Raw genomic sequence first — 16,288 nt, forward strand, 5'->3', positions numbered from 1 at the left:
TCCGCACCCGGCAACGGCTCCCGGGTTGCAACCCCAGCTCCGTTGCCGCTTGCGGCGCCGTTCGCGCCGGGCGCGCAGTTCCCGCGCCCCTGAGCTGCGCCTGCGGCGCTACCTCCGGGGCGCGCGGCGGGTTCACAGGGGGACGGAGAGGCGGTAGCCGCGCTTGGGGACGGTCTGGACGAGGCCGGAGTGCTCGCCGAGGGACGCCCGCAGCCGCGCCACCGCCGCCTCCACCGCGTGCTCGTCCGGCGCCCGGCCGCCCGCCGTCGCACCCGCCCAGACGCGGCGGCGCAGCTCGGCGCGGCTGACCACCCAGCCGGGATGCTCGGCGAGCGCCCGCAGCACCGCCGCCGGGATCGGCGCGAGCGCCACGCTCTCGCCGTCCACCAGCAGCGCGCTGCCCTGCAGCACCAGCCGCCGCCCGGCCACCTCGAACTCGCGCCGGGCCCGGCGCGGCAGCTGCTCGGTGAGCTCGCGGACCAGGGAGCCCAGCCGCCCCCTGGCGGGGTGAATGGACGGGATCCCGAGGTCGTCCAGCGGCCGGGCGCAGACCGGGCCCACGCAGACCGCCAGGACGTCCGAGCGGAGGGCGTCCAGCAGCTCCCTGCGCAGCCCGCGGGCCTCCGCCGCCTCGATCAGGGCGACCGCGGCCGGCGCGCTGGTGAAGGTCAGCGCGTGCACCTCGCCGCGCACGGTGAGGTCGACCAGCCGCCGGACCGGCTCCGGGTCGGCCGGCGGCGCCCAGCGGTAGACCGGCACCGGGACCACCTCGGCGCCGCGCTCGCGCAGCGCCGCGGAGAAGGAGTCCAGCGGCAGCCCGTGCTCCTGGACCGCGATCCGGCGGCCCTTCAGGTCCCGGGCCAGCAGCCAGGTCAGCAGCTCGTCGGTGCCCTCGGACTGCGGGGAGTACTCCTCGCCCAGTCCGCTGGCCCGGACCGCGCCGGTGGCCTTGGGGCCGCGGCTGAGCACCACCGCCCGCCGGCAGGCGTCGGCGAGTTCGCCGCCGCGCCCCCACCCCTCGGCGGCGCTCATCCAGCCGCGCCAGCCCACACCGGTGGTCGCCACCACGTAGTCCAGCGGCGCCGCCAGGCACTCCTCGGTGGCCCGGCGCAGCGCGGCGTCGTCCTCCAGCGGGAGGATCCGCAGCGTGGGCGCCAGCACGACGCGGGCCCCGCGCCGCCGGAGCAGCGCGCTGAGCTCGTCCCGGCGGCGGGCGGCGGTGACGCCGACGGTGAACCCGGTCAGCGGACCGGGTGTCTCGGCGGGCTCGGCGGCCTCTGCGGCCTCGGCGGACCCGTCCGGCGCGGGGTCGGAGGAGGCGGCGGTTCGGTGGGACATGCGCACAAGATTCGAGGTAGGCCGTTCGGAACGGGTTTCCGGTATGTGACACGGAGGTTAGCAAGGCAGCCCGACGTGTTACCGAAGATATCCTCCGCCCCACCTTGTCCGGGCCGCCGTGTGCGTGACCGTTGCGGTCGCCGCAACACAGGCGACTCGGACGCGTAACGGGCCCCACGGACGCTCGATGGCATGACAGCGCCCGCCGCCACCCCGATCGCCGCCGGAGGTCCCCCCTCGGACCCCGCCGCCACGGCCACCCACTGCCCGTACTGCTCGCTGCAGTGCGGGATGGAGCTGCGGGTGGGCGCGGACGGCGCCGCGGGGGCCCCGGCCGTGGCCGTGGAGGGCGCCGACTTCCCCGTCAACCGCGGCGCCCTCTGCGGGAAGGGCCAGAGCGCGGCCGAACTGCTGGACCCCGCCGTGCGGTTGACGGTCCCGCTGATCCGCGAGCCGGGTGCGGACGGCGGCCGGCTGCGGCCCGCCGACTGGGACGAGGCGCTCGACCACGCGGCCCAGGGGCTGCGCCGGATCGCCGAGCGGTACGGCCCGGAGGCCGTCGGGGTCTTCGGCGGGGGCGGGCTCACCAACGAGAAGGCGTACCTGCTGGGCAAGTTCGCCCGGGTGGTGCTGCGCACCCCGATGATCGACTACAACGGCCGGTTCTGCATGTCCTCCGCGGCGGCCGCCCAGCGGAAGGCCTTCGGGCTGGACCGCGGGCTGCCGTTCCCGCTCGCCGACATCCCCCGCACCGGCTGCCTGATCCTGGCCGGCGGCAACCCGGCCGAGACGATGCCGCCGTTCGTCCGCTACCTGCGCGAGCTCCGGGAGAACGGCGGGCGGCTGATCGTCGTCGACCCGCGCCGGACCCGCACCGCCGAGCTGGCCGACCTCCATCTTCAGCCGGCGCCCGGCACCGATCTGGCGCTGGCCCTCGGGCTGCTGCACCTGCTGATCGCCGAGCGGCTGCTGGACGAGGGTTTCATCGCCGAGCGGACCACCGGCTTCGACGGCGCCCGGGCCGCCGCGATGGCCCACTGGCCGGAGCGGGTGGAGTCGATCACCGGCGTCCCGGCCCGCCGACTGCTGGACGCGGCACGGATGTTCGGCCGGGCGGAGAGCGGGATGGTGCTCACCGCCCGGGGGAGCGAGCAGCACAGCAAGGGCACCGACACCGTGGGCGCCTGGATCGACCTCTGCCTGGCCTCCGGCAAGGCCGGCCGGCCGTACTCCGGCTTCGGCTGCCTCACCGGGCAGGGCAACGGGCAGGGCGGGCGGGAGCACGGCCAGAAGTCCGACCAGCTGCCCGGCTACCGCTCGCTGACCGACCCGGCCGCGCGGGCGCAGGTCGCCGCGGTGTGGGGGATCGACCCCGCCGAGCTGCCGCAGCCGGGGGTCTCGGCCTACCGGCTGCTGGCGGGGGAGGGCGCCGGCGCCGAAGGGGTGCGCGGGCTGCTGCTCGCCGGCTCCAACCCGCTGGTGTCCGCGCCGAACGCGGGCCGGGTCGCCCGGCGGCTCAGGAAGCTGGACTTCCTGGTGGTCAGCGATGTGGTGGCGAGCGAGACCGCCCTCCTGGCCGACGTGGTGCTGCCGGTCGCCCAGTGGGCCGAGGAGACCGGGACGATGACCAACCTGGAGGGCAGGGTGATCCTCCGCCAGGCCGCCGTCACCCCGCCGCCCGGGGTGCGCAGCGACCTCGCCGTGCTGCGCGGCCTCGCCGAGCGGCTGGGCCGGGAGGGCGCGGCCAAGGGCTTCCCCGAGGACCCCGAGGAGGCCTTCGCCGAGCTGGCCCGGGCCTCGGCCGGCGGGCCCGCCGACTACTCCGGGATCGGCTACCGCCGGATCCGCGAGGAGCAGGGCGTCTTCTGGCCCTGCCCGGACCCCGGCCACCCGGGCACCCCCCGGCTCTTCCTGGACCGCTTCGCCACCGAGGACGGGCGGGCCCGGTTCGCCGCCGTGGACCACCGTCCGGCGGCCGAGGAGCCGGACGCCGGGTACCCGCTGCGGCTCACCACCGGGCGGGTGCTCTCCCAGTACCAGTCGGGCGCGCAGACCCGCCGGGTGGACGCGCTGAACGCGGCCGCGCCCGGGCCCTTCGTCGAGCTCCACCCGCGGCTGGCAGCGGAGTTGGGGGTCGCGGAGGGCGAGACGGTGGCGGTCGCGAGCCGGCGCGGCCGGGTCACCGTGCCCGCTCGGATCACCGACGCGATCCGCCCGGACACCGTCTTCCTCCCCTTCCACTGGCCCGGCGTCAACGAGCTGACCAACCCGGCGCTCGACCCGGTGTCGGAGATGCCCGAGTTCAAGATCTGCGCCGTCCGCGTGGAGCGGGCGGCGGCCGTCCCGAACGGGGGTGGGGCCGCATGACCGGCGCTCCTCCCGCGCGGATCGCGGTGGTCGGCGCCGGCATGGCGGCGGCCCGCTTCGCCCAGCGGTACACCGCCCTCGGCGGCCGCGGCACGGTGACCCTCTACGGCGCCGAGCCCCACCGCCCCTACAACAGGGTGCTTCTGGCCGACGTCCTCACCGGCCGCTACGACCCGGACGACCTCACCCTGCCCATGGGCGGCGCCCGGCTCCGGGCCGGCGACGAGGTGATGGCGGTGGACGTGGCCGCCGGCACCCTCACCCTCGCCTCCGGCCGCTGCGAGTCATGGGACGCGCTGGTGCTCGCCACCGGCGCCAACCCGGTGCTGCCCCCGCTGGGCCGGCTGCCGGAGACCGGCGTCCACTCCTTCCGCGGTCTCGCCGACTGCGCGGCCCTCGCCGCCGAGGCCGGCCACGCCACCCGCGCGGTGGTGATCGGCGGGGGCGTCCTCGGCGTCAGCGCCGCCCGCGCGCTGGCCGACCGGCCGCGCTCCGGCGGCCCCCGGCTGCCGGTGGAGATCGTCCACCAGGCCCCGCATCTGATCGAGCGCCATCTGGACGAGGGCGCGGCCGCGATGCTCCGCCGCGGACTGGCCGGGCTCGGCGTGGAGACCTACCTGGAGAACCGCGCCCGGGCGGTGCTCGGCGACCGCCGGGTGACCGGGGTGCGGCTGGCCAACGGCCACGTCCTCGACTGCGACCTGCTGGTCCTGGCCTGCGGGGTGCGTCCGCGCACCGGCCTGGCCCGGGCCGCCGGGGTGACCGTGCGGGACGGGGTGGTGGTCGACGACCGGCTCGCCGCCTCCGTTCCCGGCGTACCGGACGCCGAGGTGTACGCGATCGGCGACTGCGCCGAGCACCGCGGAGTCGTCCACGGCCTCTCCACCCCCGCCTGGGAGCAGGCCGAGATCCTCGCCGCCCGCCTCTCCGGCGCCGAGCCGGAGGCCGCCTGGCCGGGCTGGCTCAGCCCGTACACCCGGCTCACGGCCGGGCCGCTGGCCTACGCCTCGCTGGGCGAACTCGTCCCCGGCGGCGCCGGCCCGGACGCGAACACCGGCATCGGCGCCGGTTCCCGCACCGAGGTCCTGCGGCTGGCCGACGCCACCCGCGGCACCTACCGCTCGCTGCGGCTCCGCGAGGGCCGGCTGGTCGGCGGGGTGCTCTACGGCGACCTCGACACGGTGGACGCCCTCACCGGCGCGTACCGCCGGGGCGAACCCGTCCCCGAGCAGCCGCTCGAACTCCTGATCCGCCCGGCGGACGGCAGCGCCGCCGCACCGCACCACACCCCTACCACCCAAGGAGTGCCCAGCACATGACGCACCGTCGACTCGTCCTGGTCGGACACGGGCCCGTCGGCCAGCGATTCCTGGAGGCCCTCTGCGAAACGGGCCGACCGGAGGAGTGGGACGTCACCGTCCTCTGCGAGGAGCCGCGGCCCGCGTACGACAGGGTGCGGCTCAGCGCCTGGTTCAGCGGCACCGGGGAGGACGAACTCGCGCTCTGCCCGCCGGAGTTCATCGCCGAGAACGGCATCGACCTGCGGCTCGGCGAGCCGGCCGCGGCCATCGACCGGGCCGCGCGCACCGTCACCACCGCCTCCGGCGCCGTCGTCCACTACGACAAGCTGGTGCTGGCCACCGGCTCGTACGCGTTCGTGCCGCCGGTCCCCGGGCATGACGCGCCCGGCTGCCACGTCTACCGCACCCTGGACGACCTGGCCGCGATCCGGGCCGATGCCGAGCGGCCCGGGGTGCGCTCGGCGGCGGTGGTCGGCGGCGGGCTGCTCGGCCTGGAGGCTGCCGGCGCCATGCGGGCGCTCGGACTGACCACCCACGTGGTGGAGTTCGCTCCCCGGCTGATGGCCATCCAGGTCGACGACGGCGGCGGGCAGGCACTGCGGCGCCGGATCGAGGAACTGGGCGTCCAGGTCCACACGGGGGCCGGCACGGAGGCCATCGAGACCCTTGAGGGGGAGGGCGGCGAGCCCGGCCGGGTGAGCCGGATGCGGCTCTCCGACGGCAGCGTCCTCGATGTGGACCTGGTGGTCTTCGCGGCCGGCGTCCGCCCCCGCGACCAGCTCGCCCGGGAGGCCGGCCTGGAGGTCGGGCAGCGCGGCGGGATCGCCGTGGACGCGGGCTGCCGCAGCCGCACCGACCCGGACGTCCTGGCCATCGGCGAATGCGCGCTGACCGTCGACGGACGGGTGTACGGGCTGGTCGGCCCCGGCTTCGCGATGGCGGAGACCGCCGCCAGGCAACTCACCTCCGGCGAGGGGGAGTTCACCGGCGCCGACACCTCCACCAAGCTCAAGCTGCTCGGCGTGGACGTGGCCAGCTTCGGCGACGCCCACGGCAGCACCGAGGGCGCCCTGGACGTCCTCTACTCCGACACCCGCGGCGGCGTCTACAAGAAGCTGGTGGTCAGCCCGGAGGGGCTGCTGCTGGGCGGGGTGCTGGTCGGCGACGCCGAGGCCTACGACCTGCTGCGGCCGCTGGCGCTGAGCGGCGCCCCGCTGCCGGCCGAGCCGGAGCAGCTGGTGCTGCCCTCCTCGATCGGCCCGGCCGGCGGGGCGGTCAAGCTGGAGCTGCCGGACGACGCGGTGGTCTGCTCCTGCCACCACGTCAGCAAGGGCGCCATCCGGACGGCGGTCTCCGAGGGCGGCTGCGGCAGCCTCGCCGAGGTGAAGAAGTGCACCAAGGCCTCGACCGGCTGCGGCAGCTGCGTCAAGCAGGTCACCAAGATCGTCAACGACGAGCTGGCCGCCCAGGGCATCGAGACGGCCACCGGCCTCTGCGAGCACTTCGCCCAGTCCCGCGCCGAGCTCTACGAGATCCTGCTGGTCACCGGGATCGACACGTTCGCGGAACTGGCCGCCAGGTACGGGAAGGGCGAGGGCTGCGACGTCTGCAAGCCGGCCGTGGGCTCGATCCTGGCCAGCCTGGACCGGCCGGCGCACATCCTGGACGGCGAGAGCGCCGCGCTCCAGGACACCAACGACCACTTCCTGGCCAACCTCCAGCGGAACGGCTCGTACTCGGTGGTGCCCCGGGTGCCCGGCGGGGAGATCACCCCGGAGGGCCTGATCACCATCGGCGAGATCGCCCGCGACCACGGCCTCTACACCAAGATCACCGGCGGTCAGCGGATCGACATGTTCGGCGCCACCGTCGACCAGCTGCCGGAGATCTGGCGGCGCCTGGTCGAGGCCGGCTTCGAGTCCGGGCACGCCTACGGAAAGGCGCTGCGGACGGTCAAGTCCTGCGTGGGGTCCACCTGGTGCCGGTACGGCGTGCAGGACTCGGTGGCCCTGGCCATCGAACTGGAGCTGCGCTACCGCGGGCTGCGCAGCCCGCACAAGCTCAAGTCCGCGGTCTCCGGCTGCGCCCGCGAGTGCGCGGAGGCGCAGAGCAAGGACTTCGGGGTGATCGCCACCTCCGAGGGCTGGAACCTCTACGTCGGCGGCAACGGCGGGATGACCCCGCGGCACGCCGACCTCCTCGCCTCCGACCTGGACAAGGAGACCCTGATCAGGACCATCGACCGGTTCCTGATGTTCTACATCCGCACCGCCGACCGCCTGGAGCGCACCGCCCCCTGGCTGGAGCGCCTGGAGGGCGGCCTGGACCACCTGCGGGCGGTCGTGATGGACGACTCGCTCGGCATCGCCGACGAGCTGGACGCGCTGATGGCCCGTCATGTCGCCGACTACCAGGACGAATGGGCGGCGGTTCTGGAGGACCCGGAGCGGCTCGCCCGCTTCGTCTCCTTCGTCAACGCGCCCGGGGTGCCGGACGCGACCGTCCGCTTCGTCCCCGAGCGCGGGCAGAAGAAGCCCGCCGAGCCGGACGCCCTGGTGGACGAGCTCTTTTCCGCATCGAGCCCCGAGCCGGTCCTGGTGGCCGGCCCCGGACTGGAGGTCCGCTCCTGATGAGCCAGACACTCGGCAGCACGATCGAGCGTGCGCGCGACCGCGACCGCGAGGAGGGGCCCTGTGCCCAGCAGGTCGTCGAACTCCTCTGGGAGGACGGCTGGTTGGAGGTCTGCCCGGTGGACCGGCTGACCCCCGGGCGGGGCGTCGCGGTGCTCCTGCCGGACGGCCGGCAGGCGGCGCTCTTCCTCCTCCGCTCGGGAGAGCTCTACGCGGTCGGCAACCGGGACCCGTTCAGCGGGGCCTGGGTGATGTCCCGCGGGATCACCGGCAGTCGGGGCACCGGCCCTGACGCCGTGCCGACCGTCGCCTCGCCGATGTACAAGCAGGCCTTCGACCTGCGCAGCGGCGCCTGCCTCGACGAGCCGCTGACGCCGGAGGGCGAGCCGGCCGGGCTCGGCTCCTACCGCGTCCGCGCGGTGCTCGCGCGGCAGGAGGTGTCGGCGTGAGTCCCGCCCCCACCTCTGCCTCCGCCCCTGCCTCCGCCCCTGCTTCCGCCCCGGCCTCCGCCCCCGCGCTCGCCGGGCATCCGTCGACCTCCTTCTCCCGGCCGCCGATCACCGACTGGCGGCCGGAGGACGAGGGCTTCTGGCGGGCCTTCGGCGCCCGGATCGCCCGCCGCAACCTCATCCAGTCGGTCTTCTGCGAGCACATCGGCTTCTCGGTGTGGAGCCTGTGGTCGGTGCTGGTGCTCTTCCTCGGGCCCGCGTACCACATCGACCCGGCCGGGAAGTTCGTCCTCACCGCGCTGCCGAACGCCCTCGGCGCGGTGCTGCGGGTGCCGTACACCTTCGCGGTGGCCCGGTTCGGCGGGCGGAACTGGACCATCGTCAGCGCGCTGCTGCTGCTCCTGCCGACGCTGCTGGCCGCCGCGGTGCTCCGGCCCGGCGTCTCCTACGGGCTGCTGCTGGTGGTGGCCTGCACGGCCGGCGTCGGCGGCGGCAACTTCGCCTCCTCGATGGCGAACATCAACGCCTTCTACCCGGACCGGCACAAGGGCCGGGCGCTGGGCCTCAACGCGGGCGGCGGAAACGTCGGCGTGGCCGTGGTGCAGCTGGTCGGCCTCGCCGTGCTGGCCACCGCCGGGGCGGGGCACCCGCGGGTGCTGCTGGCGGTGTACGTGCCGCTGATCGTGCTGGCCGCGCTGGGGGCGGCACTGCGGATGGACAACCTGGCGCCGGGGACCACCGCGGTCTCCCGCGACCTGGCCCGGCACGCCATGCGGGACGTCTGCCGGGAGCCGCACACCTGGGTCATCTCCGCGCTCTACGTCGGCACCTTCGGCTCGTTCATCGGCTTCGGCTTCGCCTTCGGGCAGGTGCTCCAGGTGCAGTTCCACGGGCAGTTCGGGACGCCGGTACGGGCGGCCGAACTGACCTTCCTGGGGCCGCTGCTGGGCTCGCTGATCCGGCCGGTCGGCGGCTGGCTGGCGGACCGGTTCGGGGGAGCGGTGGTGACGCTGTGGACCTTCGTCGCGATGGCGGCGGCCACCGGCGTCATCCTCGTCGCCTCGGCGGAGCACTCGCTGCCGCTCTTCATCGCGGCGTTCACCGTGCTGTTCGCGCTGACGGGGGTGGGCAACGGCGCCACCTACAAGATGATCCCGTCGGTGTTCCGGAGGAAGTACCCGGACGCGCCGGGGGAGGCGCGGCGCCGCTCCACCGCGCTGATCGGGCTCGCGGCGGCGATCGGCGCCTTCGGCGGCGTCCTGGTCAACCTGGCCTTCCGCGCCTCCTTCCAGTCCGGCGACCAGGGCCGCAGCGCGTATCTCGCCTTCCTGGCGGCCTATGCGGTCTGCGCGGTCCTGACGGCGACGGTCTACCTCCGCCGCGGCGCGGCCACGAGGATCGCCGGCAAGGCGGTCTGACCCGCGCCCTGCCCCGAACGCAGCGCCGTAGGCGCAAGTACTGAGCTTCGCGACGCGATGTCGCTGCGGGCCCCTGGGGTGTCGCGGCGGAGCCGCAAACCCAGGGGCGCGGGGAACTGCGCGCCCAGCGGCTTACGGCGCGCAGCCGGGTACGGAGTCCGGGTTGCAACCCAGGCGCCGTGGCCGGGTGCGGCAGCGTGCGGCGCTGGCCGCGCAGTTCCCCGCGCCCCTGAAGCGGCCCTTCGGGCCTGCTTCCGGGGCGCTCGCTACGCGGGCCTGCGGAGGAAGGCCTCCACCGCCCGGATCGTGGCCGCGGTGTCCTCGAAGAGGTGCGCGCGGAGGCCGCAGGCTCTCGCCGCGATGACGTTCGCCGGCAGGTCGTCCACGAAGAAGATTTGCTCGGCCGGGAGCGCGAGCCGCTCGCACAGCAGGCGGTAGACCGCCGGATCCGGCTTGCCGACGCCGACCTCGTGCGAGTAGACGACGTCGTCCACCAGCGAGCACAGCCCGTACGCGGCCTCCTCGCGCTCCCGCGCGCCGACCCTGCTGTTGCTGAGGATCCCGGTCCTGCACCGCCCGGAGCCCGCCAACTCCCGGACATAGTCGACCAGTTCGCGGTTGAGCACGCCGACGTACTCCCGCCAGTACTCCTCCCGCCAGCGGGCCAGCGCGGCCTCGTCCAGCCCCAGGCCGCGCCGCACCCCCGCGTACCAGTCGGCCTCGCTCACCGCGCCGACCACCGCGGCCGCCTCCAGGTCGGCGAGGACCGCGTCCACCGCCTCCTGGGACATCCCCAGCCTGTGCCGCCACTTGGCCCGCACTCCGTGCTCCGGGGTGAACTCGAGCACCCCGCCTATGTCGAAGACCACCGCGCTTCCCGTCATGGGCTTCACGGTAGGGGGTGGCAAGGTGTCGCACCGGCCCGCCGGGAATCATTATGATGATTCCTCGGACGCTGTGGCGCGGAGCCGCGGCCGGTCAAGGGGAGAGGAGGGCGCGCGATGAACCACGTCCGCGACCCGGCCCGCCGCGCCCGCCCCGCGTCGAGCCGGGCCGAGCAGGCGGCGGCCCAACTCGCCGCGCTCGCCGAGCAGTCCGAGCCCGGGGCCCGGCTCGGCACCAAGGAGGACCTGCGCACCCGCTGCGCGGTCTCGGTCGGCACCTTCAACGAGACCCTGCGGCTGCTCCAGGCCCGCGGGGTGATCACGGTCCGGCCGGGGCCAGGCGGCGGGATCTTCGCCGCCCAGCAGTCCCCGATGGTCCGGCTGGGCAACTCGGTGCTCGCCCTGGACTCCGCGCAGACCGACGTGGCCGGGGCGATCCGGATCCGGGACGCCCTGGACCCGCTGCTGATCGAGGACGCCCTCTGGCACGCCTCGCCCGCGGACATCGCCGCCATGCGGGAGCGCCTGGAGGAGATGCGCGCGGCCGCCGAGGCCGCCGACCCCACCGCCTTCCTCCACGCCAACTGGCGCCTCCACGCCCGGATCGCCGCCACCAGCCCGGACGAGCTGCTGCGCTCGCTCTACACCAACCTGCTGGACCTGGTCGAGGGCCACACCCTCCGGGTCCTGCCGACCGGCGAGGACGGCAGGCCCGTGGACGCGTACATCGCCGGCCGCTACGAGCTGCACCGGGACCTCGTCGACGCGCTGGAGCGCCATGACCGCGAGGAGGCGCTGCGGCTGATCCGCCGGCACGCCGACACCCCACATAATTCATCATGATGATTTACGGGCGAACCCTTGACGCTGCGACTCCGGCGGGGAGAGCATCGCGGTAATCATCATGCTCGAATCGAGGAGTGCCCCGTGCGCATCGCCAATGTCTCCGGCCGGCTGGCTCTGATCACCGCGGACGGTACCCGGGCCGTGGACGTGGAGCGCGCGTCGGACGGCCGCTTCGCCGCCGACCCGCAGGCCGTGTACGAGCACTGGGACGCCTTCCGTGAGTGGGCCGCCGGCGCCGAGCTGCCGGAGGGTGAGCCCTTCGACGCCGCGGACCTGGGCGCGCCCGTCCCGGCCGCCCGGCAGATCTTCGCGATCGGCCTCAACTACCGTGCCCACGCGGACGAGTCGGGCTTCGACGCGCCCGAGGGACTGCCCCCCGTCTTCACCAAGTTCGCCACCGCGATCACCGGCCCGGTGACCACCCTGGAGCTGCCCGAGGGCGGGCACAACGACTGGGAGGTGGAGCTGGTCGCGGTCATCGGCAAGCGGGCGCGCGAGGTCGCCGAGGCCGACGGCTGGGACTACGTCGCCGGGCTCACCGTCGGCCAGGACGTCTCCGAGCGGATCGGCCAACTGGCGGGCCCGGCCCCGCAGTTCAGCCTCGGCAAGTCCCACCCGGGCTTCGCGCCGACCGGCCCCTGGGTGGTCACCACCGACGAGTTCGACAACCCCGACGACCTCGAACTGCGCTGCACCGTCAACGGCGAGGAGATGCAGAAGGGCCGCACCCGCGACCTGATCGTCTCCGTCCCCGCCCTGGTCGCCCGGCTGTCCCAGGTGCTGCCGCTGCTGCCCGGCGACATCATCTTCACCGGCACCCCGTCCGGCGTCGGCATGGGCCGCAAGCCGCAGCGCTGGCTGGCCGACGGCGACCTGCTGGTCAGCACCATCGAGGGGATCGGCGAGCTCCGCCAGACCTGTCGCGGCTGACGCGGCCCGGCGTTCCGCCGTTTCCGCCGTACTCGTCGTTCCCGCCGTTCCCGCGTTTCCCGCTGTTCCCGCTGTGCCCGCCGGTCCCAGGATGACGAAGGAGTCAGCCATGGCACTGCACCGTCTCGCCTCCGTGACCATGGGAGTGCCCCAGCCGGCCGAAACGGCCGCCTACTACACCGAGTTCGGCCTCACCGAGGCCGGCGGCGGCTGGCTGGCCAGCCGGGACGGCGGCCGGCAGCTGCGGATCGTGCCGGCGCCGACCCGCCGCCTGGTGGAGCTCGGCGTCGGCGTGGACGACCCCGACGACCTGGCCGCCGCTGCCTCCCGGCTCTCCGCCCTCGGCGTCGGGGCCGACGTCCGGGCCGGGCTGGCGGACGGCCGGCTGGCCGCCGTGGAGCCGGTGACCGGCGTCCGGGCCGTCCTCCGGGTCGAGCCGCGGATCACCCAGCCGCCGGTCGCCGCCACCCCCTACAACGGCCCCGGCCGGACCGAACGGCCGGACGTCCGCGCCCCGGCCGTGCTCCGCGAGGACCGGGTGCGGCCGCGCAAGCTCGGCCACGCGGTCCTGGGCACCCCCGACTTCGCCGCCACCACCGCCTTCTTCCGGGACGGCCTCGGCTTCCGGGTGAGCGACCTGATGGGCGAGGCCGGGGCGTTCCTGCGGTGCTCCACCGACCACCACAACCTGCTGGTGCTGGCCGCCCCGCTGGCCTTCCTCCACCACACCTCCTGGCAGGTCGAGGACGTCGACGAGATAGGCCGGGGCGCCACGTCGATGCTGGCCGACCACCCGGAGCGGCACGTCTGGGGCCTGGGCAGGCACCATGCCGGCTCCAACTTCTTCTGGTACCTCAAGGATCCGGCGGGCAACTTCTCCGAGTACTACTCCGACCTGGACTGCATCCTCGACGACCAGCTGTGGAAGCCGGAGGTCTTCGACGGCGCCCGCGGCCTCTACAACTGGGGCCCGCCGCCGCCCCCGTCCTTCATCAACCCGGACGACCTGGCCGAGCTGATGGCCGGACTGCACGGCGGACGGGCCTGAGCCCGGCCCCCGAACCCCCGTCCGGGGGCCGCCGGCCCGGCGTTTACCATGGTCTCTCGGCCGCCGTGGCGCGGGCCCGCCGGGCGGTCGGTTCCCCTTTCCAGCAGGACTCCGAACGGTGCGGCACGCCCGGGCGCGGCCGGTCCCCGGCACCCGTCGACCGGACTCGTGATCCCGCCGAGCCTCGGAGCAGCACCCGCATGACGCAGACCCAGACGCCCCCGCGCCGGAACGGCCCGGCAGCCGCCGGCGCGGGCGACGCCCCGGACCGCTACGCCCGCAAGGCGGTCCTGGCCTCCGCCCTCGGCTACGGCATGGAGGGCTTCGACCTGCTGGTGCTCTCCTTCGCCCTGTCGGCGATCACGGCGGGGCTGCACCTCTCCACCGCCCAGGCCGGCTCCCTCACCACCATCACGCTGATCGGCTGCGTGCTGGGCGGCCTGGTCTTCGGCCTCCTCTCCGACCGCTTCGGCCGGATCCGGGTGCTCACCTGGTCCATCGTCGTCTTCGCGGTCTTCACCGGGCTGACCGCGGTCTCCGGCGGCTACGCCGAGATCGCGGCCTTCCGCTTCCTGGCCGGCACCGGCATCGGCGGCGAGTTCGGCATCGGCATGGCGCTGGCCGCCGAGGCCTTCCCGAGCAGCCGGCGGGCCCGCGGCACCTCGTATGTGGGCCTCGGCTGGCAGGCCGGGGTGCTGGTGGCGGCGCTGGTCTCCGGGCCGGTCATCGGGCACTGGGGCTGGCGGGCGCTCTTCGCGCTCGGCGTGCTGCCGGCCGTGGCGGCCTTCCTCTTCCGCCGGAGGATGGCCGAGCCGGAGGCCTTCGCCCGCGCGGAGGACAGGGGCGCGGCGGCCTCGCTCCGCGAGCTGGTGGCCACCCCGGCGGCCCGCCGGGCCTCCCTCGGCGTGCTGGTCCTGACGTCCGTTCAGAACTTCGGCTACTACGGCATCATGACCTGGCTGCCGTCCTACCTGGCCAAGCAGTTCGGCTACGGCCTCACCAGGTCCGGCGCCTGGACGGCGGTCACGGTGCTCGGGATGGCCCTCGGCATCTGGGTGTTCGGACAGCTCGCGGACCGGATCGGCCGGCGCCCCACGTTCTGGATCTTCCAGGCCGGCGCGGTGCTCTCGGTGCTCGGCTACTCGCAGCTGAGCTCCTCCGGCGCGCTGCTGGTCGGCGGCGCGGTGATGGGGGCCTTCGTCAACGGGATGACCGGCGGCTACGGCGCGCTGATCGCCGAGCTCTACCCGACCCATGCCCGGGCCACCGCGCAGAACGTCCTCTTCAACCTCGGCCGCGGGGTGGGCGGGCTGGCCCCGCTGGTGGTGGCGCTGGTCGCCGGCTCGCTCGGGTTCGCCCGGGCGATCGCCCTGCTGGCCGTCGTCTACGTGCTGGACATGGCGGCGATGCTGCTGATCCCGGAGCGCCGGGGCGCCGAGCTGGACTGAGCGGACGGGCCCCGGCGCCGCGACGGCGCCGGGGCGGGCGGAGGTGCGAGGGCGTCACTCGGCGGTGGCGGTCGCCGGCGCGGCCGGCGGCTCCTGGGCGCGCTGCTCGACCAGGTTCGCGGCCGGCGGCGCCGAGGTGTCCCGGTGCGGGATCAGCCACAGCGCGATGGCGGAGCAGACGCAGCAGCCGATGATGTAGACGCTGATCCAGGTGCTCGAACCGGTGCCGTCCAGGATCGCCACCGCGATCAGCGGCGCCGGTCCGCCCGCGATCACCGAGGCCAGCTGGTAGCCGAGACCGGCACCGCTGTAGCGGACGTTGGCCCCGAAGCCCTCCGCGATCAGCGCCGCCTGCGGCCCGTACTGGATGTCGTGGAAGATCAGCGAGACCACGATGGCGAGCAGCGCCATCCCGGTCTTCTGGGTGTCCAGGAGGCCGAAGTACGGGAAGGTGAAGAGCGCGGTGCAGAGGATGCCGATCCCGTAGATCAGCCGGCGCCCGAACCGGTCCGAGAGGTAGCCGCAGAACGGCACCGTGAAGAGGCCGACGGCGGCCGCCACCAGGGTGTCGTTGAGCAGCTGGTTGCGGCTGTAGGCGAGGTGCTCGGTGCCGTAGGTGAGGACGAAGGTGATGAAGATGTAGAACGGCGCCTGCTCCGACATCCGGACGAAGGCGGCGGTGAGGATCTCCCGCGGCTGACGCCGGATCACCTCCCACAGCGGCTGGCGGACGACCGTGCGCTCCTCCTTGAGCCGGTCGAAGGCGGGGCTCTCCAGCACCCGCAGCCGGACGTAGAGGCCGATCGCCACCAGTACCACACTGGCCAGGAACGGGATCCGCCAGCCCCAGTGGACGAAGTTCCCGCCGGTGGCCGAGGACATCCAGCGGACCATCGCGGTGGACACCAGCAGGCCGATGGGGACCCCGAGTTGGGGCCAGCTCGCCATCAGCCCCCGCCGGCCGCTCTTGCCCCATTCCATGGAGAGGAGCACCGAGCCGCCCCACTCGCCGCCCACGCCGAGCCCCTGCACGATCCGCAGCACCACCAGCAGGATCGGGGCGCCCAGGCCGATCGAGTCGTAGCCGGGCAGCACCCCCATCAGCGCGGTGCCCAGGCCCATCAGCAGCAGGGTGATGATCAGTGTGGACTTCCGGCCGACCCGGTCGCCGAAGTGCCCGAACACCGCGGCACCGAGGGGCCGGGCGGCGAAGCCCACGAACTGGGTGGCGAAGGAGGCGAGGACGCCGGTGTACTGCGCGTGCGAGGGAAAGAAGACGTGCGGGAAGACCAGTGCCGCGGCGGTGCCGTAAAGGAAGAAGTCGTACCACTCGATCGCGGTGCCGACGGTGCTCGCGACCGCTGCGCGCCGACGGTGTCCGGACGCTTGCGGGGGTGACTGCTCGGACATGGTGGAGGATCCCCTATCGACAGGATGGACCACTGAGCCTCTTCGGGTCGTCCGAGAGAGTGATGTGCATCACAGCCGCTGTCAAGGGTCCGCACAGCGGGACGGCGCCGCCGAGGCCGAGTCGTGATCTGCTGTCGTCCCATGATGCGGGACGAACTGTCTCTCATCTTGAAATGCCCCTGCTCTGACGGTAGTCAAGAGGGGTGCCAGGGCGCGGTC

The 16,288-nt window shown here is 74.4% G+C and carries 12 protein-coding genes; 9 read left to right on the plus strand and 3 right to left on the minus strand.

The features are described from left to right. Positions 1-132: 132 nt before the first annotated feature. On the minus strand, positions 133-1,338 hold the full coding sequence (locus BS73_RS30735) for a uroporphyrinogen-III synthase (protein ID WP_084704479.1): 1,206 nt from the start codon (positions 1,336-1,338) through the stop codon (positions 133-135). Between the two features lie 192 nt (positions 1,339-1,530). On the opposite strand from BS73_RS30735, the gene BS73_RS30740 reads away from it, so the two are divergent. From BS73_RS30740 to BS73_RS30760, 5 genes are read left to right on the plus strand one after another with little or no spacing between them, the layout of a single operon-like run. Continuing rightward, the gene (locus tag BS73_RS30740; protein ID WP_084704480.1) at positions 1,531-3,705 is read left to right on the plus strand and encodes a molybdopterin oxidoreductase family protein; all 2,175 of its coding nucleotides are present in this window, start codon (positions 1,531-1,533) and stop codon (positions 3,703-3,705) included. Beyond that, positions 3,702-5,024: an NAD(P)/FAD-dependent oxidoreductase gene (locus BS73_RS30745; protein ID WP_051941176.1), complete on the plus strand. Its 1,323-nt coding sequence runs from the start codon at positions 3,702-3,704 to the stop codon at positions 5,022-5,024. Before BS73_RS30740 ends, BS73_RS30745 begins: the two co-directional genes overlap by 4 nt. Next, positions 5,021-7,636, plus strand: coding sequence for a nitrite reductase large subunit NirB (gene nirB, locus BS73_RS30750; RefSeq protein ID WP_037577680.1), 2,616 nt, complete (start codon positions 5,021-5,023; stop codon positions 7,634-7,636). The genes BS73_RS30745 and nirB overlap by 4 nt, the downstream gene beginning before the upstream one ends. Further along, positions 7,636-8,085, plus strand: coding sequence for a nitrite reductase (NAD(P)H) small subunit (locus tag BS73_RS35285; protein ID WP_084704481.1), 450 nt, complete (start codon positions 7,636-7,638; stop codon positions 8,083-8,085). Before nirB ends, BS73_RS35285 begins: the two co-directional genes overlap by 1 nt. Next, a complete protein-coding gene (locus BS73_RS30760; protein ID WP_037577681.1) occupies positions 8,082-9,503 on the plus strand; it encodes a nitrate/nitrite transporter in 1,422 nt (473 codons plus the stop codon). Before BS73_RS35285 ends, BS73_RS30760 begins: the two co-directional genes overlap by 4 nt. Positions 9,504-9,769: 266 nt before the next feature. Here the strand turns inward: BS73_RS30760 and BS73_RS30765 are convergent, their stop codons facing one another. Next, the gene (locus BS73_RS30765; protein WP_037577682.1) at positions 9,770-10,387 is read right to left on the minus strand and encodes an HAD family hydrolase; all 618 of its coding nucleotides are present in this window, start codon (positions 10,385-10,387) and stop codon (positions 9,770-9,772) included. A 117-nt stretch (positions 10,388-10,504) separates the two neighbouring features. Between BS73_RS30765 and BS73_RS30770 the strand changes: the two genes are divergently transcribed. The 4 genes from BS73_RS30770 to BS73_RS30785 all read left to right on the plus strand — a co-directional run bounded on the left by BS73_RS30770 (position 10,505) and on the right by BS73_RS30785 (position 14,659). After that, on the plus strand, positions 10,505-11,230 hold the full coding sequence (locus BS73_RS30770; RefSeq protein ID WP_037581967.1) for a FadR/GntR family transcriptional regulator: 726 nt from the start codon (positions 10,505-10,507) through the stop codon (positions 11,228-11,230). Positions 11,231-11,314: 84 nt separating this feature from the next. Beyond that, on the plus strand, positions 11,315-12,163 hold the full coding sequence (locus BS73_RS30775) for a fumarylacetoacetate hydrolase family protein (RefSeq protein ID WP_037577683.1): 849 nt from the start codon (positions 11,315-11,317) through the stop codon (positions 12,161-12,163). Between the two features lie 109 nt (positions 12,164-12,272). After that, a complete protein-coding gene (locus tag BS73_RS30780) occupies positions 12,273-13,211 on the plus strand; it encodes a VOC family protein (protein WP_037577684.1) in 939 nt (312 codons plus the stop codon). A 200-nt stretch (positions 13,212-13,411) separates the two neighbouring features. Beyond that, the gene (locus BS73_RS30785; protein ID WP_051941177.1) at positions 13,412-14,659 is read left to right on the plus strand and encodes an MFS transporter; all 1,248 of its coding nucleotides are present in this window, start codon (positions 13,412-13,414) and stop codon (positions 14,657-14,659) included. A 54-nt stretch (positions 14,660-14,713) separates the two neighbouring features. Here the strand turns inward: BS73_RS30785 and BS73_RS30790 are convergent, their stop codons facing one another. Beyond that, positions 14,714-16,069, minus strand: coding sequence for an MFS transporter (locus BS73_RS30790; protein ID WP_084704482.1), 1,356 nt, complete (start codon positions 16,067-16,069; stop codon positions 14,714-14,716). Between the last annotated feature and the right edge of the window lie 219 nt (positions 16,070-16,288).

Origin of the sequence: Phaeacidiphilus oryzae TH49 (assembly GCF_000744815.1) — a bacterium.
GTDB lineage: Bacteria > Actinomycetota > Actinomycetes > Streptomycetales > Streptomycetaceae > Phaeacidiphilus > Phaeacidiphilus oryzae.